Source organism: Streptomyces griseoflavus (assembly GCF_014649995.1).
Lineage (GTDB): Bacteria > Actinomycetota > Actinomycetes > Streptomycetales > Streptomycetaceae > Streptomyces > Streptomyces griseoflavus.
This window is the reverse complement of sequence record NZ_BMUC01000010.1, coordinates 1-20,329: the sequence shown is the minus strand read 5'-3', so window position 1 is coordinate 20,329 and position 20,329 is coordinate 1. Positions and strand designations below refer to the sequence as shown.

Annotated in this window: 16 protein-coding genes and 1 pseudogene; 9 read left to right on the top strand and 8 right to left on the bottom strand. The window is 72.6% G+C overall.

The window, feature by feature from the left end; genetic code table 11:
- Window position 1: 1 nt before the first annotated feature.
- Complete coding sequence (locus IE172_RS21100) at window positions 2–1,381, top strand: GH1 family beta-glucosidase (protein ID WP_190098831.1); 1,380 nt, start codon at window positions 2–4, stop codon at window positions 1,379–1,381.
- 19 nt (window positions 1,382–1,400) lie between these two features.
- Here the strand turns inward: IE172_RS21100 and IE172_RS21095 are convergent, their stop codons facing one another.
- Together IE172_RS21095 and IE172_RS21090 are read right to left on the bottom strand one after the other, a co-directional pair.
- Window positions 1,401–2,615 (bottom strand): PP2C family protein-serine/threonine phosphatase, encoded by a 1,215-nt coding sequence (locus IE172_RS21095; RefSeq protein ID WP_190098830.1) that lies wholly within the window; start codon window positions 2,613–2,615, stop codon window positions 1,401–1,403.
- A gap of 101 nt (window positions 2,616–2,716) precedes the next feature.
- Window positions 2,717–3,469, bottom strand: a complete 753-nt coding sequence (locus tag IE172_RS21090; protein WP_190098829.1) for an IclR family transcriptional regulator — start codon at window positions 3,467–3,469, stop codon at window positions 2,717–2,719.
- 139 nt (window positions 3,470–3,608) lie between these two features.
- Here IE172_RS21090 and IE172_RS21085 point away from each other — a divergent pair, with 139 nt between their 5' ends.
- The 5 genes from IE172_RS21085 to IE172_RS21065 all read left to right on the top strand — a co-directional run bounded on the left by IE172_RS21085 (window position 3,609) and on the right by IE172_RS21065 (window position 8,452).
- Entirely contained in the window at window positions 3,609–4,814 is a 1,206-nt protein-coding gene (locus tag IE172_RS21085) for a glycoside hydrolase family 64 protein (protein ID WP_190098828.1), read from the top strand.
- A 146-nt stretch (window positions 4,815–4,960) separates the two neighbouring features.
- Window positions 4,961–6,061 carry an AI-2E family transporter gene (locus IE172_RS21080; protein ID WP_190098827.1) on the top strand — a complete coding sequence of 367 codons (1,101 nt, stop codon included), beginning with the start codon at window positions 4,961–4,963 and terminating at the stop codon, window positions 6,059–6,061.
- A gap of 34 nt (window positions 6,062–6,095) precedes the next feature.
- Window positions 6,096–7,313, top strand: a complete 1,218-nt coding sequence (locus tag IE172_RS21075) for a cysteine desulfurase-like protein (RefSeq protein ID WP_190098826.1) — start codon at window positions 6,096–6,098, stop codon at window positions 7,311–7,313.
- Window positions 7,306–7,833 (top strand): DUF1990 family protein, encoded by a 528-nt coding sequence (locus IE172_RS21070; protein ID WP_190098825.1) that lies wholly within the window; start codon window positions 7,306–7,308, stop codon window positions 7,831–7,833. Before IE172_RS21075 ends, IE172_RS21070 begins: the two co-directional genes overlap by 8 nt.
- 46 nt (window positions 7,834–7,879) lie before the next feature.
- Window positions 7,880–8,452 (top strand): GNAT family N-acetyltransferase, encoded by a 573-nt coding sequence (locus tag IE172_RS21065; RefSeq protein ID WP_190098824.1) that lies wholly within the window; start codon window positions 7,880–7,882, stop codon window positions 8,450–8,452.
- A 24-nt stretch (window positions 8,453–8,476) separates the two neighbouring features.
- Here IE172_RS21065 and IE172_RS21060 read toward each other — a convergent pair whose 3' ends face one another.
- Window positions 8,477–10,393: an AMP-dependent synthetase/ligase gene (locus tag IE172_RS21060; RefSeq protein WP_190098823.1), complete on the bottom strand. Its 1,917-nt coding sequence runs from the start codon at window positions 10,391–10,393 to the stop codon at window positions 8,477–8,479.
- 104 nt (window positions 10,394–10,497) lie between these two features.
- Window positions 10,498–12,059 (bottom strand): annotated as a pseudogene (locus IE172_RS21055) (vWA domain-containing protein).
- Window positions 12,060–12,343: 284 nt separating this feature from the next.
- Between IE172_RS21055 and IE172_RS21050 the strand changes: the two are divergent.
- The 3 genes from IE172_RS21050 to IE172_RS21040 all read left to right on the top strand — a co-directional run bounded on the left by IE172_RS21050 (window position 12,344) and on the right by IE172_RS21040 (window position 16,068).
- Window positions 12,344–13,366: a LacI family DNA-binding transcriptional regulator gene (locus IE172_RS21050; protein ID WP_190098822.1), complete on the top strand. Its 1,023-nt coding sequence runs from the start codon at window positions 12,344–12,346 to the stop codon at window positions 13,364–13,366.
- A 241-nt stretch (window positions 13,367–13,607) separates the two neighbouring features.
- Window positions 13,608–14,735, top strand: a complete 1,128-nt coding sequence (locus IE172_RS21045) for a glycoside hydrolase family 12 protein (protein WP_190098821.1) — start codon at window positions 13,608–13,610, stop codon at window positions 14,733–14,735.
- 247 nt (window positions 14,736–14,982) lie between these two features.
- Window positions 14,983–16,068: a lytic polysaccharide monooxygenase gene (locus tag IE172_RS21040; protein ID WP_190098820.1), complete on the top strand. Its 1,086-nt coding sequence runs from the start codon at window positions 14,983–14,985 to the stop codon at window positions 16,066–16,068.
- A gap of 122 nt (window positions 16,069–16,190) precedes the next feature.
- Here the strand turns inward: IE172_RS21040 and IE172_RS21035 are convergent, their stop codons facing one another.
- From IE172_RS21035 to IE172_RS21020, 4 genes are all read right to left on the bottom strand, one after another.
- Window positions 16,191–16,895, bottom strand: a complete 705-nt coding sequence (locus tag IE172_RS21035; RefSeq protein WP_229886241.1) for a S1 family peptidase — start codon at window positions 16,893–16,895, stop codon at window positions 16,191–16,193.
- A 248-nt stretch (window positions 16,896–17,143) separates the two neighbouring features.
- Window positions 17,144–18,385, bottom strand: coding sequence for a PP2C family protein-serine/threonine phosphatase (locus IE172_RS21030; protein ID WP_190098818.1), 1,242 nt, complete (start codon window positions 18,383–18,385; stop codon window positions 17,144–17,146).
- Window positions 18,386–18,531: 146 nt separating this feature from the next.
- Window positions 18,532–18,738, bottom strand: a complete 207-nt coding sequence (locus tag IE172_RS21025; RefSeq protein WP_190099081.1) for a hypothetical protein — start codon at window positions 18,736–18,738, stop codon at window positions 18,532–18,534.
- 1,156 nt (window positions 18,739–19,894) lie between these two features.
- Window positions 19,895–20,329 (bottom strand): LacI family DNA-binding transcriptional regulator (locus tag IE172_RS21020; protein WP_190098817.1); only part of this gene is annotated, 435 nt, incomplete at its 5' end.

Here is a 20,329-nt window from a genome sequence, read left to right as displayed (position 1 = left end):
CATGAGCGACTTCCCCCGTTTCCCGTCCGGCTTCGTCTTCGGCGCCGCGACCGCCGCCTACCAGATCGAGGGGGCGGCCCGGGAGGACGGCCGCGGCCCGTCGATCTGGGACACCTACAGCCACACCCCCGGCCTGGTCGCGGGCGGCGACACCGGCGACGTGGCGTGCGACCACTACCACCGCTACCCGCGGGACGTCGCCCTGCTGCGGGACCTCGGCGTCGGCTCGTACCGCTTCTCGATCGCCTGGCCGCGCATCGTGCCCGACGGCTTTGGACCGGTGAACCCCAAGGGCCTGGACTTCTACTCCCGTCTGGTCGACGAACTCCTCGACGCCGGCATCGAGCCCGCCGCCACCCTCTACCACTGGGACCTCCCGCAGGCCCTGGAGGACCGCGGCGGCTGGCGGGTACGGGAGACCGCCGAACGGTTCGCCGAGTACGCGGCCGTCGTCGCCGGACACCTGGCCGACCGGGTGCCGCGCTGGATCACCCTCAACGAACCCTGGTGCAGCGCCTTCCTCGGCTACTCCGTGGGACGCCACGCCCCGGGCGCCCGCGAGGGCCGGGGCGCCCTGGCCGCCGCCCACCACCTGCTGGTCGGCCACGGACTGGCCGTCCGGGCGCTCCGGTCCGCCGGGGTCCGCGAGGCCGGCATCACCCTCAACCTCGACCACCACCTTCCCGCCACCGACTCCGCCGCCGACCGGGCGGCCGTCGTGCGCGCCGACACCCTGCACAACCTGGTGTGGACGGAGCCGATCCTCGCCGGGCGCTACCCGGACACCGAGGAGGACACCTGGGGCGAGCTGATCACCGCACAGGACTTCCGCCACGACGGTGACCTGGAGCTGATCGCGCAGCCGCTGGACTTCCTCGGCATCAACTACTACCGGCCGATCGTCGTCGCGGACGCCCCGTACCGGGAGAGCGACCCCGCCCTGCGGGTGGCGACGGACAACCGGTACGCCGAGACACCGATGCCCGGGGTCCGCCGGACCGCGATGGGCTGGCCGGTGGCCCCCGAGACCCTCACCGGCCTCCTGGTGGACCTGAAGGAGCAGTACGGCGACGCCCTGCCCCCGGTCCACATCACCGAGAACGGATCCGCCGAGGACGACGAGGTGGCCCCCGACGGCGCCGTGCACGACACCGACCGGGTGACCTACCTGCGCGACCACCTCACCGCGCTGCGGGTCGCGATCGACGAGGGGGTCGACGTGCGCGGGTACTACGTGTGGTCCCTGCTCGACAACTTCGAGTGGGCCTTCGGCTACGACAAGCGCTTCGGCATCGTCCGGGTCGACTACGACACCCAGGAGCGCACCCCGAAGGACAGCTACCACTGGTACCGCCGCATGATCGCCGCCCAGCGCACCTGACGCGGGCCGGGACCGGGCGTCAGGCCGCGCCCTCACGCTCGCCGAGGCCGCCGGCGGCCGGCGGGAGGCCGTGAGGGCGCGCACCGGCGCCCGCGGCCCCTGCGGCCAGGGGCATGCGCAGCAGGAGCAGCGCCGCGTCGTCGTGCAGCCGGCCGCCCACGTGATCCAGCAGATCCTGGTGCACCGCGGCGAGCGTGCGGTCCGGCTCGTCGCACAGGTGCCGGGCGAGGCCCTCGGCCAGGGCGTAGAACTCACGGCCGGCGTCGCGGGCCTCCGTGACCCCGTCGGTGTAGAGGAGCAACTGGTCCCCCTCGCCGAACGGCACCACCTGGAGGCAGGGCGACTCGTCCGACAGGGTGCGCAGTCCCAGCGGCGGCGCGGGACGGACCGGATCCACCGGCACCACGTCGGTGCCGCGGATGAGCAGCGGCGGGGCGTGCCCGCAGTTGACCATCTCGAGGCGTCCGGGCTCCGGGTACCCGGCGACCACGGCGGTGACGAAGTCGTCGCTGCCGAGGTTGCGGGCCAGGCTCCGTTCGATCCGGCCGACGACGTCCCGCAGGTCCGGCTCGTCGTGGGCGGCCTCCCGGAACACACCGAGCACGAGAGCGGCGGTCCCGACCGCAGGCAGCCCCTTGCCGCGCACATCACCCACGATCGCCCTGACACCGAACGGGGTGTCGACGAGCGCGTAGAGGTCACCGCCGATCCGTGCCTCCGCCGCCGCGGCGCTGTAGCGGACCGCTGCCTGGAACGGCCCGACGCTCCCGGGGACCGGCTGGAGCAGGGCGTGCTGGGCGGTCTCCGCGACCGAGCGGACGGCGGCCAGCACCCGTTCACGGCGTACCCGCAGCGCGCCGGCCAGCGTGCCGGCGAGGGTGACGGTCAGCAGTGCGGCGAGTACGGCGATCAGCTGCGAGGCGTCCACGTCGTGGCGGGCGCCGATGCCCGCTCCGAGCAGGGCGGCCAGGAACCCGACCCCCAGGACCCCCGCCGGCCGGCTGGTCGCCGCCGCCAGCGCCGGTCCGGCCGACAGCAGCGGCAGCCAGATCCTTCCGGTTCCGCCGAAGAGGTCGACGCACACCACGAGGAGGACGATGAGGAGCGGCAGGGCGGTGGTGCAGGCGGCCCAGTGCGCGACCGTCAGTACCCGGGGTGACCAGGTGCGCCCGGCCCTCCGGAGGCAGGGCCTCGCGGGCGAAGGGCCGCGTCCGTGCTGCTGGGCGTGACTCATGCGTCGTCCGGTGTCCTCACCTCTGCGCGCCGTACGCGCTGCCTGAAAGGTCTGCTCATTCAGAAAAGGTGATGGTCGGAAATGTCACAAGGGTGCGCTTTTCAGATAGTGAGTGACAGGCCCCGGGTCACCCGCCCGGCGGTGGGAAGGAGCCGCTCGCGGACCTCGTCGAGCCGGGAGAGCCGGTCCTTCGGCATCGACACACCGAGCGATCCCAGCGTGCGGCCGCTGCGGACCGGTACCGCGACGCACACCGTGCCCAGCGCGTACTCCTCCAGGTCCGTCACGGCCGGCGCCAGGGCGGTGGTCTCGATCTGGCGGATCAGTGCCGGGGCGGCGGTGATCGTCCGGGGAGTGAGGTCGTTGAGGGGGTGCCGGGAGAGGTACTCCCGGCGCGCCTCGTCGTCGAGCTCCCGCAGCACGGACTTGCCCAGCGCGGTGGCGTGCCCGGCGTCCTCGAAACCCACCCAGAGGTCCACCCGGGGAGCACGCGGACCGTCGACGATCTCGGCGACCCGGATCTCACCGTCCTCGTAGAACGTGAGGTAGGCGGCGCTGGACAGCTCGTCGCGGAGCGCGGCGAGCGCGGGCCGGACCCGGCTCAGCAGCGCCTGCCCGCTGCCCGCCGTGTTCAGGTCCCGCATCCGGTCGCCCAGCACGAACCCGCCGTCGTCCAGCTTGCGCAGGTATCCGTCGTGCACGAGCGTGCGCAGCAGGTGGTACGCCGTGGCCGGCGGCAGCCCCGTCTCCCGCGCGAGTTGCTTCGCCGGTGCGCCGTTGCGGTGCGCGCTCACCGCCTCCAGCAGCCGGAAGGCCCGCTGCACGGAGGAGATCAGCGTCGGGCCGGCACCCATGTGACCAGCCTGCGCCGGACCGCCGCCTCAGGCAAGGGCTGCTCCCGCCGCGCCAGCCGTTGACAGGTTCATACCAGGGCGGGACGCTGCTGAGAGCGCTCTCAGGAAGGTTCCGGCCACGGTCGAACGGAGAAGGAACATGCTGCGCACCCTCAGACGCAAGGTCACGGCGGTGGGACTGGGCATCGCCACGGCGCTCGGCGGGTCACTGCTCGCCACCGGAGCCCCGTCCCCCGCCCACGCCGCGGTCCCCGACACCATCCCCATGACGGTCACCAACAACTCCGGCCGCGGCGAGCAGGTGTACCTCTACAACCTCGGCACCGAGCTGTCGACCGGCCGGCAGGGCTGGGCCGACGCCAACGGCACCTTCCACCCCTGGCCCGCGGGAGGCAACCCGCCCACACCCGCACCCGACGCCTCGATCCCGGGTCCGGCGGCAGGACAGACCAAGACCATCCGCGTCCCGAAGTTCTCCGGCCGCCTCTACTTCTCCTACGGGCAGAAGATGGCCTTCCGGCTGACCACGGGCGGCCTCGTGCAGCCGGCCGTCCAGAACCCCACGGACCCCAACCGGAACATCCTCTTCAACTGGTCGGAGTACACGCTCAACAACGACGGCCTGTGGCTCAACAGCACCCAGGTCGACATGTTCTCCGCGCCCTACACGGTGGGCGTGCAGCGCGCGGACGGCAGCACGGTGACCGCCGGCCGGCTCAGGCCCGGCGGTTACAACGGAGTCCTCAACGCCCTCAGGGGACAGTCCGGCGGCTGGGCCAACCTGATCCAGACCCGGCCCGACGGCACCGTCCTGCGCGCGCTGTCCCCGCTGTACGGAGTCGAGACGGGTGCGCTGCCGGCGTCGATCATGGACGACTACATCAACCGGGTCTGGCAGAAGTACTCCGGTACGACGCTGACGGTCACACCCTTCGGCGACCGGCCCGACATCAGGTACCACGGCCGGGTCTCGGGCGGCGTCATGCGGTTCACGAACGGCTCGGGTGCCGTCGTCACCAGTTTCCAGAAACCCGACGCCTCGTCCGTCTTCGGCTGCCACCGCCTTCTCGACGCACCGAACGACCAGGTGCGCGGACCGATCTCCCGCACCCTGTGCGCGGGGTTCCACCGCACCACCCTCCTCACCAACCCCGACCAGCCCGACTCCACTGCGGCCGGCTTCTACCGTGAGCCCGTCACCAACCACTACTCCCGGATCATCCACGCGCACATGGCCGACGGGAAGGCCTACGGATTCGCCTTCGACGACGTCGGCCACCACGAGTCGCTCGTCCACGACGGCAACCCGCGCCAGGCGTCGTTCACCCTTGACGCGTTCAACTGACCTCCGGGAAAGCGGAGATCCCCGTGTGACGGCACGGCACCCGTGCGTCACCCGGGCCCCCGCGACCGCGCACCCTCCGACGCCCGTAGTCCGCAGGCGGGCTCCCGGGTGATCACAGCGGCGCGCGGGCACCGTAAGGTGCCTCCATGTCTGCGACGTTGAACGCGGGGAAGACCCGGGCCGCACTGCGCACCTCGGCGCGCGTCTCCGGTGAACTGCTGCTGGTCCTGGTGGCCGCCGCGGTGGTGCTGTGGGCGCTGGGCCGGATGTGGTCGGTGGTCTGGCCCCTCGTGGTCGGTCTGCTCCTCACCACACTGACCTGGCCCCCGGCCCGTTACCTGCGCCGGCGCGGCATGCCCCCCGCGCTCGCCGCGACCCTGGTGACCGTGCTGTTCCTCCTGGTGGCCGCGGGCACCGTGGCGCTGATCGCGGTGCCCGTGGCGTCGGAGTCCGGCAAGCTGGGCGACGGCGTCGTGGAAGGCGTCCAGCGGCTGCGCGAATGGGCCGCAGGGCCGCCGCTGAACATCGACGACGCGCAGATCTCGGACGCCTTCGACGCCGCGACCGCCCGCCTCCAGGACAGCGCCGGGTCCATCGCCACCACCGCCGTCACCGGTGTGAGCACCGTGGTCAGCGGTGTGGTCACCGCCGTACTGGCGCTCTTCCTGATGTTCTTCTTCCTCAAGGACGGCCCGCGTTTCCTGCCGTGGCTGCGCCGCCAGCTCCCCGGCCGGCTCGCCACCGACATCCCGGTCGTGGCCGAGCGGTGCTGGCTCACCCTGGGTTCGTTCGTGCGCTCCCAGGCGCTCGTCGGCCTGTTCGACGCCGTCCTCATCGGCCTGGGCCTGTGGATCCTCGACGTACCGCTGGTGCTTCCGCTGGCGGTGCTGACGTTCGTGTCCGCGTTCGTGCCCATCATCGGCGCCCTGTTCGCCGGCCTGGTCGCGGTGCTGATCGCGCTGGTGTCCAACGGACTCATGGACGCGCTGCTGGTGCTGGCCATCATCGTCGTGGTGCAGCAGCTCGAGGGCAACGTGTTCCAGCCCGTGATCCAGAGCCGCGGTCTCGGGCTGCACGCGGCCGTCGTGCTGCTGGCGGTCACCCTGGGCGGCAGCCTGGCCGGCATCGTCGGCAGCCTGCTCGCGGTACCCGTCGCCGCGCTGATCGCGGTCGTCTGGAACTATCTGCGCGAGCAGCTCACCGACCCGCCGCGGGAACCGGCGCCCGACGCCCCGCCCAGCAGCTGACCGGCGCACCGGCCCCGTCGAGAGGAAGCCCCACGTGACGTACGACCTCACCGCCCTGCGCGCCCAGGTACCCGCCCTGGCCGCCGGCACCGCGCACTTCGACGGCCCGGGCGGCACCCAGACGCCGCAACCCGTCATCGACGCCATCGGAGCGGCGCTCTCCGGGCCCCTCTCCAACCGCGGCGGACTCCTGCCGGGCGAGCGCAACGCCGACACCCAGGTCACCGAGACCCGCCGCGCCATGGCCGACCTGCTCGGCGCCGACCCGGCGGGCATCGTCTTCGGCCGCAGCGCCACCCAGCTCACCTACGACTTCTCCCGCACCCTCGCCGCCGGCTGGTCGCCCGGCGACGAGGTGGTCGTCACACGGCTGGACCACGACTCCAACATCCGCCCCTGGGTCCAGGCGGCCGAACGGGCCGGTGCCACCGTCCGCCACGCCGGCTTCGACCCGGACACCGGTGAGCTCACCGCCGACGACATCCGCGAGCGGCTCTCCGGGGGCACCCGTCTGGTCGCCGTCACCGCCGCCTCGAACCTCATCGGCACCATCCCCCCGATCGCCGAGATCGCGCGGATCGTCCACGAGGCGGGCGCCCTGCTCTACGTCGACGGCGTGCACTACACCGCGCACGCCCTGGTCGACGTCGGGGCGCTCGGCGCGGACTTCTTCGTCTGCTCCCCCTACAAGTTCCTCGGCCCGCACCACGGAGTGCTGGCCGCCCGCCCGGAGCTGCTGGAGACCCTCCACCCGGACAAGCTGCTGCCCTCCTCCGACGCCGTGCCCGAGCGATTCGAACTCGGCACCCTGCCCTACGAGTTCCTCGCGGGCACCCGGGCGGCCGTCGACTTCCTGGCCGGCCTCTCCGGGCAGCCGGACGGCGACCGCCGGGCACGGCTCGCCCGGACCTACGAACTGCTGGAGGAGCACGAGGCCGTACTCAGGGACCGGCTGGAGAAGGGCCTGGCGGCCCTCGACGGGGTCACCGTGCGTTCCCGTGCCGCCCGGCGCACCCCCACCCTGCTGCTCACCTTCGACGGCCACCGCACCGAGGACGCCTACCGCTTCCTCGCGGAGCGCGGCGTCCACGCACCCTCCGGCAGCTTCTACGCCCTGGAGGCCTCCCGCCACCTCGGCCTGGGGGACACCGGCGGACTCCGCGTCGGCCTGGCCCCGTACACCGACACCGAGGACGTCGACCGGCTCCTGGCCGGCCTCGCGGCCTTCCTGGAGCGGCCGGCGCATGGGTGACGGCACCGGCCTGAGCTACCCCGCCCGGGGTGCCACCTCCCCGGGCACCCCGGTCTGGCCCGCGTCCCCCGCCGGTTTCCGCCGGTACGAGACGACCGTGACGATCGGGCACGGGGACGACACCTGGGCGGCGGCCAGGGACGCCCTGGCGCACTGGGAGATCAAACGCCGCAGCGGCTTCTCCGTCGCCCCGGCCGACGGCGGCGGCCTCCGGGCGCGGGAGAGCGGCCGGTACACCATCACGGCCGGATGCGGCCGGTTCGCCGTCCGCGAGCCGGTCGAGGTCGTCGCCGTGGTGGAGAGAGGGAACCGGAGCGGCTTCGCCTACGGCACCCGCTGGGGCCACCCGGTCAGCGGCGAGGAGGCCTTCATCGTGCACCGGGACGACGACGGCCGGGTCCTGCTGACGCTCCGCTCACTGACCCGGGCGGCACCGGCGGGCCCCTGGCGGCTGCTCTTCCCCCTCCTGCTCCTCGTCCAACTCGGCGTCCGCGCCCGCTACCTCCGCGCGCTGCGGTGAACGCGGCGGCACGGCGCCGCCCGGTGGGACGTGGCATCGTGACCGTATGACCATCGAAGTCCGCCCGGCCTCCGTCTTCGAGGACGTCCGCACCGTGCTCGGCCCCAAGTCGCCGGGGGCGAACGTGTGCTGGTGCCTGAGCTACCGCATCCCCTCCAAGCTCAACCGGGAACTGCGCGGTCCGGCCCGGGGCGAGTACGTCGCCGCACTGTGCCGGACCGGCACACCCCTCGGGGTGCTCGCCTACGACGGCGACGAGCCGGTCGGCTGGGCCGCCGTCGCACCGCGCGCGGACACCTCCTTCGCACGCAACCGCAAGATCCCCCACGTCGACGACCTGCCCGTCTGGTCCCTGTGGTGCGTCCGGGTACGCCCCGGCCACCGCAAGCAGGGCATCTCGCACGCCCTCATCACCGGCGCGGTCGAGTTCGCCCGCGCCCACGGCGCCCCCGCGATCGAGGCCTATCCCCTTGACAACGGCGACGCCCGCGTCGACCTGACGATGGCGTACGCCGGGATCCGGAAGAACTTCGAGCGGGCCGGGTTCACCCACGCCGCCGACACGGCCTCGGTCCTGTCCGGCCATCCCCGCGTCCTGATGCGTCTCGACCTGCGCTGACGGGACGCGGGCGGGTCGGCGGCGTCAGGAGTACAGGGCCGAGATCTCCGCCGCGTACGCCTGCTCGGCCGCCTGCCGCTTGACCTTGAGGGAGGGGGTGAGCAGTCCGTTCTCCTCGGTGAACTCGCCCTCCACCAGCGTGAAGGCGCGAATGGACTCGGCGCGCGACACGGCCTCGTTGGCGTAGTCCACGGCCCTTTGCACATCGGCGCGCATCCGGGGATCGCGGACCACCTCGGACATCGGGGTGTCGGCGGGCAGCTTGCGCACCGACAGCCAGTGCGCGACCGTCTCGGGGTCGAGGGTGATCAGCGCGCCGACGAAGGGCCGGTTGTCGCCGACGACGAGGCACTGGCCGACGGGCGGGCGGCTGCGCAGCCGGTCCTCCAGGACGGCGGGGGAGACGTTCTTGCCGCCGGAGGTGACGATGATGTCCTTCTTGCGCCCGGTGATGGTCAGATAGCCGTCCTCGTCGAGGGAACCGAGGTCGCCGGTGGTGAACCAGCCGTCGTCGAGCACCTCGTCGGTGGCGGCCGGGTTGTTCCGGTACGAGCCGAAGACGATGCCGCCCTTGACGCACACCTCGCCGTCGTCGGCGATCCGCACCGCGGTGCCGGGCACGGGCAGGCCGACCGTGCCGGGGCGGGGGCCGAGCGGCGGGACGATGGTCGCGGCGGCGGTGGTCTCGGTCAGGCCGTACCCCTCGTAGATCATGATGCCGGCGGCGTAGAAGAACAGGTTGAGGTCGCGCTCCAGTGGGGAGCCGCCGCTGATGGCGTACCGCACGCGCCCGCCGAGTTCCTTGCGCACCCGGCGGTAGACGAGCAGGTCGTACAGTGCCCAGGCGGCGTACAGGCCGGGTCCGGGGCCCTTGCCGCGGCCGAGGAAACGGTTCAGATGGGCCTCGCCGAAGCGGACGGCGACGCGATGGGCCCGCTCGAAGGAGGCGCCGCGGCCCAGCTTCTCGGCGGTGGCCCGGCCGGTGTCGTGGATCTTCTCGAACAGGTAGGGGACGCCCACCAGGAACGTCGGCCGGAACGCCTTGAACCTGGGCCGCAGTTCGTCCGGCTTGATGCTCGGGCAGTGGCCGATCTCGATCCGGGCCATCAGACAGGAGATCTGCAGGGTGCGGCCCAGGATGTGGGCGAGCGGGAGGAACAGCAGAGTCGAGGCGACCTGGTCGGTGACCTCCTTGAAGACGGGGTGCAGCAGCTCGATGGTGTTCGCCGCCTCCGCGTGGAGGTTGGCGTGGGTGAGGACGCAGCCCTTGGGACGCCCGGTGGTGCCGGAGGTGTAGCAGACGGTGGCGACGGTGTCGGGGGAGAGGGCGGCACGCCGCTTGGTGACCTCTTCGTCGGACACGCCCGCACCGAGTGCGGTGAGGTCGGCGAGGGCGTCCGCGTCGATCTCCCACAGCCGCGGGGGCGCCGGGTGGGCGGCGGTGCCCGTACGGACCGTGGCGGTGTTCTCCGAGGTCTCCGTGATCGCGTACCGGGCGCCGGAGTCGCCGATGATCCACTCCACCTGATCGGCGGAGGAGGTCGGGTAGACCGGCACGGTCTGGCCGCCGGCGGACCAGATCGCGAAGTCGAGCACCGCCCACTCGTAGCGGGTGCGGGACATCACGGCGACCCGCTCGCCCGGTTCCAGTCCGGCCGCGATCAGGCCCTTGGCCACGGCGGTGACCTCGCGGGCGAAAGCCGCCGCCGTGACCGGGCGCCAGACGCCCCGTTCCTCGCGGCGCAGCACCACCGCGTCGGGCGCCTCGGTCGCGTTGGTGAACGGGATGTCGGCGGTGGTGCCGGTGGTCTGCCGCGGGGCGAGGGCCGCCGTACGCGCCTCACGGACGACGCCCCGTTCGTCCCTGACGGTCTCGACTCCGGTCCGCCCCGCCAGATCGGTGCGTCGTTTCGCCCGTTTCAGATCCTTGCGTACACCCATGACGGCTCCCGGTCGCGGCTGATGCTGTCGTGCTGGTTGCTGCCGTGCTTACTTACTCAGGAGTCAACTTACCCGCGCGTAAAGCAGGGGCAAAGGGCCGGGGGTCATTCCAGACGGTCCGCCCGGCGGATCGCCTCGGCCAGTTCACGGACGTCGTCGTCCTCGGTCCGGTCCGCCAGGGAACCGGCGCGCTCGGCGAGTTCACCGAGCCCCGGGGCTCCGGGCAGGGCACTGTGGCGGTGGCCGGGGGAGCGCAGCGCGTCGGCGAAGTAGGCGGCGGTGGCGGAGACCGCCAGACCGCCGGACGCGCGCCACACGGAGCCCGCGAGGCCGCCGGTCTCCACGTCGCCCGTCTCCTCGTGCGGGGTGCGGCTGCCGGGGTCCAGCCAGCGCACGGTCGCCGTCGCCAGATGACCCTCGGCACCCGGGCGGGTGCGCACGGCGTACAGGGCCGTCACGGTGTGACCGGGTCCGACCTCGCCGCCGTCGACGCCGTCGTCGCGGAAGTCCTCGTCGGCGACCCGGCGGTTGTCGTAGCCGACCAGGCGGAACGCGGCGACCGTCCCCGGGTCGAAGGCGACCTGCGCCTTCGCGTCCCGCGCGGTCAACTCGATGGCGCGCGGCAGCTGTTCGCAGAACACCTTGCGCGCGTCCTGCTCGTCGGACACGTACACCGTGTGACCGTCGCCCCGGTCCGCGAGCTTCTCCATGAGCGCGTCGCCGTAGTCGCTGCCGACGCCCACGCCGAACAGGGTGAGCCGTGCTCGCGGCGGGAGCCGGCGATGCGTTCCAGGATCGCGTCGGCCTCCGTCTCCCCGGTGTTGGCGAGCGCGTCCGAGACCAGGACGACCCGGTTGGTGGCGCCCTCGCGCAGCCCTTCCACGGCCGTCTCGTACCCGGTCTCCACGCCCGCGCCGAGGTTGGTGGAGTCGGTGGGCTCCAGGCTGTCGATCGCGTCGTGGATCTCGCCCCGGTTCCCCCCGAGTCCGGTCATCGGCAGCACGGCCTCGGCCTCGTCGCTGAAGGTGACGAGGGCGACCGAGTCGTCGTCGCGCAACCGGTCCGTCATCGTGCCGAGGGACTCCTTCGCCAGGTCGAGTCGGCCCGGCTCGGCCATCGAGCCCGAGACGTCGATGACGAAGGTCAGGGCGGCGGGCGGCCGTCGACCGCTCGGCTCGGCGGCCCGGGTGGCCAGGCCCACACGGACCAGGGACCAGTCCTTCTCCCCGGTGCGGGCCCCGTCCACGGTGACCGTGAACCCGTCGCCGCCGGGACGGTCGTAGTCCTGCCGGAAGCTGTTGACGAACTCCTCGGGGCGCACGGTCGACGGGTCGGGCAGCCTGCCCTCGGCGAGGGTGCGACGGGCGTAGCCGTACGAGGCCGTGTCGACGTCGAGGGCGAAGGTCGACAGGTGGTCGGGCGCCGGGGAGACGTCCCCCGAGTCCTGCTCCCCCTCACGCCGTTCACCGTCGTACTGTCCGCCCGGACCCCGGGGGGCGTCCGGTGCGGGCGACGGCGCCGGACCACCGCCGAGGCGGTCGTACGACGCGTCGCCCGCCCTGGACCCGCTGTCGCTGCCTCCGCTGCATCCGCTCAGCAGCAGTCCGCTCGCCGCCGCGAGCGCGACCAGCGCTCCGGCCGGCCGACGTGCCCCGTACCGCTTCATCGTCCGTACCCCCTCGGTTGGTTGATGCCGCCTTCCCCGACTGTGACGGCGCGGCGGGCCGGAACGTGCGGCACGGGGCGTTGCGGGTGCGTCTCGAAGTGGCCACGGAGAGGGCCCACCGAGACCGGTAGGTGATCCTCCGTCGGCCCGCGGCGTCACACCCCGGCCCCCGAAACCGCCGCCGGCCGGTGAGAACGGCGCCCGGCGTGGGCGTCACACGGGACCCTGGGCCTCCGAACCGGGGCCCGGGCGCCGTAGGATCGGGTGATCTCGTGGGGGTGGTCATGGTCAGGCAGCGTCCCGGCACACCGACGCTCGAGGAGGTCGCCGCGCTCGCCGGAGTGGGGCGGGGCACCGTCTCCCGCGTCATCAACAACGCGGCGGGCGTGAAGGAATCGACGCGCCGCACCGTGCAACGGGCCATCGCCGAACTGGGGTACGTCCCCAACCTGGCCGCCCGCTCGCTGGCGGGCCGGCGTGCCGACGCCGTCGCGCTGGTCATGACGGAGCCGGACTGGCGGATGTTCGGCGAGCCGTTCTTCTCGGAGATCGTCCGGTCCGTCGGTGACGCGCTGACCGACACCAAGGTCCAGCTGCTGCTCACCCTCGTCCGCACGGACGCCGAACGCCGGCGCTTCGTGGAGTACGCGCGCGGCGGACGGGTGGACGGCGTCATGCTGATGTCCGTGCACGCCGAGGACGCGTTGCCCGACATGCTCGCCGAGGTGGGACTGCCCACCGTGCTGCTGGGGAGGCGCTCGGGGGACGAGGGGGTGACCTACGTCGACGCGGACAACGCCGGAGGCGCCCGCAGCGCGGTGACGCACCTGCTGGACACCGGCCGCCGCTCCGTCGCGACCGTCACCGGTCCGCTCGACATGTACGTGGCCCAGTGCCGGCTGCGCGGATACCGCGAGGCGTTGCGGCGGGCGGGGGCCGAGAGCCGGCCGTCCTGGATCGCCGAGGGTGACTTCTCCGAGGGCAGCGGGCGCCGGGCGACCGCCGAACTCCTCGCGCGTGCCCCGGAGATCGACGCGGTGTTCGCCGCCTCGGACACCATGGCCGCCGGGGCGCTGCACGCCCTGCGCGCCGCGGGCCGCCGGGTGCCCGAGGACGTCGCGGTGATCGGCTTCGACGACTTCCCGCTCGCCCAGCACACCGATCCGAAGCTGACCACGGTGCGGCAGCCGCTGGAGGACATCGGCCGGACGATGGTGCGGCTGCTGCTGGAGGAGATGGAGGACTCCGCGGTGGCCTGGCGGCACGTCATCCTCCGCACCGAGCTGGTACTCAGAGGATCGGCCTGACGCGCTCCGCCCCCGGCGCGAAACCTTTCGGGAGCGCTCCCGACGCGTACCTGCTCCTGGATCACCCCGCTGACCTGCGGCTTCGAAATGAATTCGACAGGCCCGTGCACACAGTCTTGTCAGGGACATGTGAGCCTTCTACAGTCCGGATCCGAACCAGTTTTGGGAGCGCTCCCATCACATGGGGAGACGGGAGCGCTCCCACCGGTCGCCCACGCACCCTCCAGGAGAGGCCCCCCGCATGCGACGGTTACCGCACCAGACCCGCGCCCCACGCGCCCTGTTCGCGACACTCCTCACCGCCCTCGCGGTGGTCGCGGCGCTGATGACCGCGACGGCTCCCGCGCAGGCCGACACCACGGTCTGCGAACAGTTCGGATCGACCACCATCCAGGGCCGCTACGTCGTCCAGAACAACCGCTGGGGCACCAGCGCCACCCAGTGCGTCACCGCCACGGACAACGGCTTCCGCCTCACCCAGGCCGACGGCTCGGTGCCCACCAACGGCGCCCCGAAGTCGTACCCGTCGGTCTTCAACGGCTGCCACTACACCAACTGTTCGCCCGGCACCCGGCTCCCGGCCCGGATCAGCGGCATCTCCGCCGCACCCACCAGCATTTCCTACGGCTACGTCGGCGACGCCGTGTACAACGCCTCGTACGACATCTGGCTGGACCCCACGCCCCGCACCGACGGCGTGAACCGGACCGAGATCATGATCTGGTTCAACAAGGTGGGCCCGGTCCAGCCGATCGGCTCCCAGGTCGGCACGGCCACCGTCGGCGGACGCACCTGGCAGGTGTGGTCGGGCGGCAACGGGACCAACGACGTGCTGTCGTTCGTCGCGCCGTCCGCGATCAGCAGCTGGAGCTTCGACGTCATGGACTTCGTCCGGGAGACCGTCGCGCGCGGGATGGCGCGGAACGACTGGTACCTGACGAGCATCCAGGCGGGGTTCGAGCCCTGGCAGAACGGAGCGGGCCTCGCGGTGAACTCCTTCTCCTCCACCATCGAGACCGGCGGCGGCAACCCGGGTGAACCCGGCGGCACCACGGCGTGCACGGTGTCGTACGCCACCAACGTCTGGCCGGGCGGCTTCACCGCGGACGTCACGGTGCGCAACACCGGTTCGACCCCCGTCGACGGCTGGACGCTCGCCTTCACCCTGCCCTCGGGGCAGCGCGTCACCCACGCGTGGAACGCGTCCGTCACTCCGTCCTCGGGTGCCGTCACGGCCAGGGCGACGGACAACAACGCCCGTATCGCGCCCGGCGGGAGCCAGACCTTCGGGTTCCAGGGAACCTACGCCGGCTCCTTCGCCCAGCCGGACGGCTTCCGCCTGAACGGCAACGCCTGCACGACCGCCTGACACGACGGAAGGGCCGCGCGCCCGCCGTCCCGCGGTTCCGGGGCCCGCCGTCCCTCCCCGCACCGGCGGGACGGGCCCCGCGTTCCGCCCCCTCAGCCCCCTGCCCGGTCCGGTCGACGCCCCTCCCGGGACGGGCAGGGGCTCCACTCCCTCACCCCACCGGCCGCTCCTCCCGCTTCGCCGCCCCCTCGTCCCGGCGCAGGCCGGGCCACCGATTCACCAACCCGCCACCGGCACAGGAGACCCCATGGCCTTACGGAACAGATTCATGGCCCTCGCAGCGGTACTGGCCACCCTCCTCGGAGGGCTCGGCCTCAGCTTCCTCTGGCAGAGCAACGCGCAGGCACACGGTGTGGCGATGATGCCGGGCTCGCGCACCTACCTCTGCCAGCTGGACGCCGTCACCGGCACCGGAGGGCTGAACCCGAGCAACCCGGCGTGCCGCGACGCGCTGAACCGGAGCGGCGCCACGGCGCTGTACAACTGGTTCGCCGTCCTGGACTCCAACGCCGGTGGCCGCGGCGCCGGTTACGTGCCGGACGGCACGCTCTGCAGCGCCGGCGACCGGTCCCCGTACGACTTCTCCGCCTACAACGCGGCCCGCTCCGACTGGCCCCGGACGCACCTGACGTCCGGGTCCACGATCAAGGTGAAGTACAGCAACTGGGCGGCCCACCCCGGTGACTTCCGGGTGTACCTCACCAAGCCCGGCTGGTCGCCCACCTCCCAGCTGCGCTGGGCCGACCTGGAGCTGATCCAGACCGTCACCGACCCGTCCCAGCAGGGTTCGGCGGGCACCAACGGCGGTCACTACTACTGGAACCTGAACCTGCCCTCCGGCCGCTCCGGGAACGCGCTGATGTTCATGCAGTGGGTCCGTTCGGACAGTCAGGAGAACTTCTTCTCCTGCTCCGACATCGTCTTCGACGGCGGCAACGGCGAGGTCACCGGCATCGGTGACTCGGCGCCCGACCCGGACCCGACCCCCACGGATCCGACTCCCACGGACCCGCCTCCGCACACCGGTTCCTGCATGGCCGTCTACAACGTGGTGAACTCCTGGAACGGCGGCTTCCAGGCCTCGGTCGAGGTCATGAACCACGGGACCTCACCGCGCAACGGCTGGGCGGTGCAGTGGAAACCCGGTGACGGGACCCGGATCGCCAGCGCGTGGAACGGTTCGCTGTCCACCGGTTCCGACGGCACGGTGACGGTGAGGAACGTCGACCACAACCGTGTGATCCAGCCCGACGGAAGCGTCACGTTCGGCTTCACGGCCACCTCGTCGGGCAACAACTTCCCGGCGGGAACGATCGGCTGCGTGACACCGTAACGTCCGCCCGGGGCACCTCACCGACGGGCCCCGGACCCAGGGCCCCGTACCGCCGCGCGGTACGGGGCCCGTCGTGCGGTACGGGACCCGTCGTGCGGTACGGGACCCGTTGTACGGTCCGGTCAGACGCCCGCCACCGACTGGATCCAGGAGCGGTACGCCGTCACGTTGGTGTACGCGGTGGTCGTCTGGCGGTCGCTGGTGGAGGCGACACCGACCTGGACGCCGTTCGCCATCATCGGACCGCCCGAGTCCCCGCCGGCGGTGATGCCGTCGCCCCGGCGGGCACAGATGGCGGAGCCGCCGTATGCGTCACCGCACCCGCCGGTGACCGTGACGTTCGCGACCTTCAGGTAGCGGGACTGGCAGGTCGCCTCGGAGCCGCACCGGGAGGTGGCGCCCCAGCCGTACACCTGCACGCTCTGGCCGACACGCACGGTGCCCGGTTGGCCGAGGTTCGCGTAGGTCGCCTGCACGGAACGGTCCAGGCGGACGAGCGCCAGGTCCGAGCTGTGGGTGTAGGTCTGGACGCCGTTGGCGAGGGTTCCACCGCTGTGCTGGTCCAGACTGCCGATGCGGAAGGACAGTCCGCCGCCGCTGACGCAGTGCTTGGCGGTGAGGATCCAGGTCGGGGCGATGATCGTCGCCGAGCAGGTCTCCCTGCCGTTGGAGAACAGCCGGGCGGCCCACGGGCCGCTGCCCGCCTGACCGCCGCCGATGATGGGCTGCGGGCCCTTGGTGACCGCAGGTGCCGGGGACTCGGCCGCGGCGGCGTGGGGAGCGAGAAGCGCGAGGACGGAGACCGCTGCGGCGGCGAGAGCGGGCATGAGCCTTGATATGCGCAAGGTTCCTCGATTCCGGAGGCACGCCCTGCGGGCGCGCGGGTGTGGGGGAAGCGGCCCCGAGGGCCGCACGCCGGCGAAGTCCTCCGTGTGCACGGGGAGTTCGCCGGGGCATCGCCCAGAATTCCGGAGAATCGTTGAACGGTGGTACTCACACTTGGTGATAACGCGGTGCTATACCCGGTGCGTGGGGGAGCGCGGCCCCCGACGAGACGGCCGGAGCAACCGCCGGACTACAGCCGGACGATGATCAGGGCGACGTCGTCGGCCCCGCCGTCGGCCACGCCGAGGCGCGCGAGCAGGGTGTCCGCCAAGTCCTCGGGGTCCAGCCGGGCGTGCCGGGCGACGGCCCCGGTGAGGCGGAGCAGCCCCGTGTCGATGTCCTCACCACGGCGTTCGACGAGACCGTCGGTGTACAGCACGAGGGTGTCGCCCGGCCCGTAGGACACCGTCGCCTGGGGGCGTGGTGACTGGTGGGTCAGGACGCCCAGAGGCGGGTCGGTCGCCTTGTCGAGCAGCTCGACGCTGCCGTCCGGGCGGCACAGGACCGGCGGCAGGTGGCCGGCGCTGGTGTAGGTGATCCGGTGGTTGCGGCGGTCGACGACCGCCTTGGCCGCGGTCGTCGCCAGCGCGCTCTCGAACGTACGGGCGTACGTGCTGAGAACGTCCATGGCCTTGCCGGGCTCGGGGATGGCCCGGACGGCAGCGGAGAGGGCGCTGCGGAGCATGCCCATCACGGCGGCGGCCTCCAGACCGTGGCCGACCACGTCACCGACCGCGACGGTGAACCTGTCGTCGGGGAGGTCGACCACGTCGTACCAGTCACCGCAGATGTTGAGGGACCGGGTGGCCGGCATGTACCGCACGGCGATCTCACCGTGCCCCGCCAGGTCCGGGGAGTGGAGCATGGCCTTCTGCAGGGTGATGGCGGTCAGGCGTTCCCAGTCGTGGGCGTCGCGCAGTTCGTCGTTGACGAGTTGCAGGTCCTGCGCGCGGGTGAACAGTTCCAGCTCGACGCCCTCACGGCTCTTCTGGGCCTCCCCGGGCTCGCTCCGCAGAGGACGGGACAACATGAACTCCGTCAGGTCCTCCACCCGGTGGATGATCCACCGGACCTCTCCGTCCGGTCCCAGGACGGGTGTGTTGACGGGGGACCACCACCGCGCCTGGAACACTCCGGGTCGCCCGGTGACGGCGAGGTCGTACCGCTGCACCGCCATGGTGTCCGGCTGCTTGGTACGCAGCACCCGTTCCAGTGAGGCGGTCAGGTTCCGCACCCCGGTGGCGGCCGGGTCCGCCGGATTGTCGGGGTGGACCTCGAACAGCTCACGGCCGACGAGCTCGTCCCTCGTCCGCCCGGTGACCTGGAGATATGCCTCGTTGACCTCGACGATCACCAGATCGGGGGACAGCACCAGGAAAGGGCTGGGCGTCGCGGCGAACAACGCTGGGTAGTCGATCCGCGGTGTGCTCACGTGCGCTCTCCCGGTCGGTTCGCGGGCTCCCGTACGCCCCCTCTCCCTCTATTCGACCACGTGACCGGCCCGGGGCGGCGGAGTGTCGGCTCGCCCGGGACGACGTCCGGACGCGTCCGCCGTGGGCGGGCGGCGCCGTGTCCCGCTCAGCCGAGCCTGTTGCGCAGGCGTGCGACGGCGGCCTGCAGGTCGTCGAACGCGCGCTGTTCCTGGCGTGGAGTGGTCCGAGCCGTCGGGAAGAGGCTGTCGCGTGCCGCCCGGGCCCGGGCGTAGGCATCGAAGCGGACGACGACCTCCTCGACCAGGTCTCGCGTCGGGGGAAGGGCTTCACGGGGTTCGTCTCGGCGCGTCATGGCGGTCATTCCGGGGAGGGGAGAGGGGCTGTGGTCGCCGCGGCGGCGCAGGACGCGGCGTGCCCGTCGTGCGATCGGTCCGCGCGGGTTGTCCGGGCGCTTCCGGTGGGGGACCGGACGCCGGCCAGAATTTCCGGCGCACAGGGACGAACCATAGGCAGTCGCTCCGGACCATGACCGGTCACCAGGTCGGCAACCTTCCGGGCCGCCCGATTGCCGGGAGCAGGCAGAGTGGGGCGAGCCCTGCCGGTCGGCCCGGGGGGCCGGCGCGGCCCGCCCCCGCTGCCCCTCACTTCCCCCGGGCCCCAGGCCTCGGCGCCGTGGGAGGGGGCACCAGTCCATGCTCCGCAGCCGTCACCCACTCGGCCAGGGGCCTCACGTGATCAAGCCGTCGTCCGGCGCGACGAAAAGGCGGGTGCACCCCGGCGGGGACGGGGCCGGCGAGCTGCCGAACGATGCGGGACCCCTCAGACGGTCCAGGCACGTTGCCTCGGTCCGGTCCCGCGCACACCGGAAAGCGCACACGGCACCTTCGGCCGGGACCGTCCGAGCCGTCCCGATGGCAACGGCCTCAGCGCCCGGCACCCGGACCAGCCGGTTTCCGTGCCATGGATCCGCAAACGGGCTCGGCGCCCCGTGCGGCAGGTGTCCGACGCCCAGGGCAGCGCCGGTGACGGGCTCCGCCCCGCACGCCGGTCCGCGCACTCACGCAGGCGCGGGGGTGGCCGGCGTCCGACTGTCCATGCCGACGACCAGCACCGTCGACCGGCCTGTCGGCCCGCGCGTACCCTTCAGGCCCCCGTCCGCGCGGTGTCGGACAGCGCCCCGTGCGGCCTCCGAACCCGAGTCGCGGCTGCGGGCCGGGCGCGGGGCGGGAAGTGCCCGGCCAGACGCCCCCGGCCGACGACAGGCCCGCCGCGGGACGACCGTGAACCGGTTCGCGCCTGCGAAGAGCATCGGCGTCCTTCGGAGCACCACCCCGCTGCGAGCGGGCCCCCGGTCATCAGCCGAAGGGCGCCAGTCGGTCCAGCGCCGCGCCACCCGGGCGCACCGCGCCGACGACCGGCTCCGTCACCCCCGGACGGGAGCGGTGCGGGTACCGGACGCTCAGCGGCACCGCACGGCCGGGACACCGCAGGACTGCCGTAGGCAGGCCTCACGACGACTCGCGCACCACCAGCTCCGTCGGCAGTGTCATCTGCTGCCGGGGTGCGCCGTGGTGGGTGATGTCGGTGAGGATGCGAGCCATGGTGCGGCCCAGTTCCTCCACCGGCTGACGCACCGTCGTCAGGGGCGGATTGGTGTGCCGGGCGAGGACGGAGTCCTCGAAGCCGACCACGGCGACGTCGCCGGGCACCTGCCGCTTCTGGCGGCGCAGTTCGGCCAGTGCGCCGACCGCCATGAGGTCGGACGCGGCGAAGACGGCGTCCAGACCAGGTGCGCGTTCAAGAAGCAAACGCATGGCGCGACTGCCGCTCTCCTCGGTGAAGTCGCCCGTTTCGACCAGCAGTTCACTCGCCGGCACCCCCGCCTCCTCGTGCGCGGCGCGCCACCCGGCGAGCCGGCTGCGGCCGACGTCCATGTCCTGGGG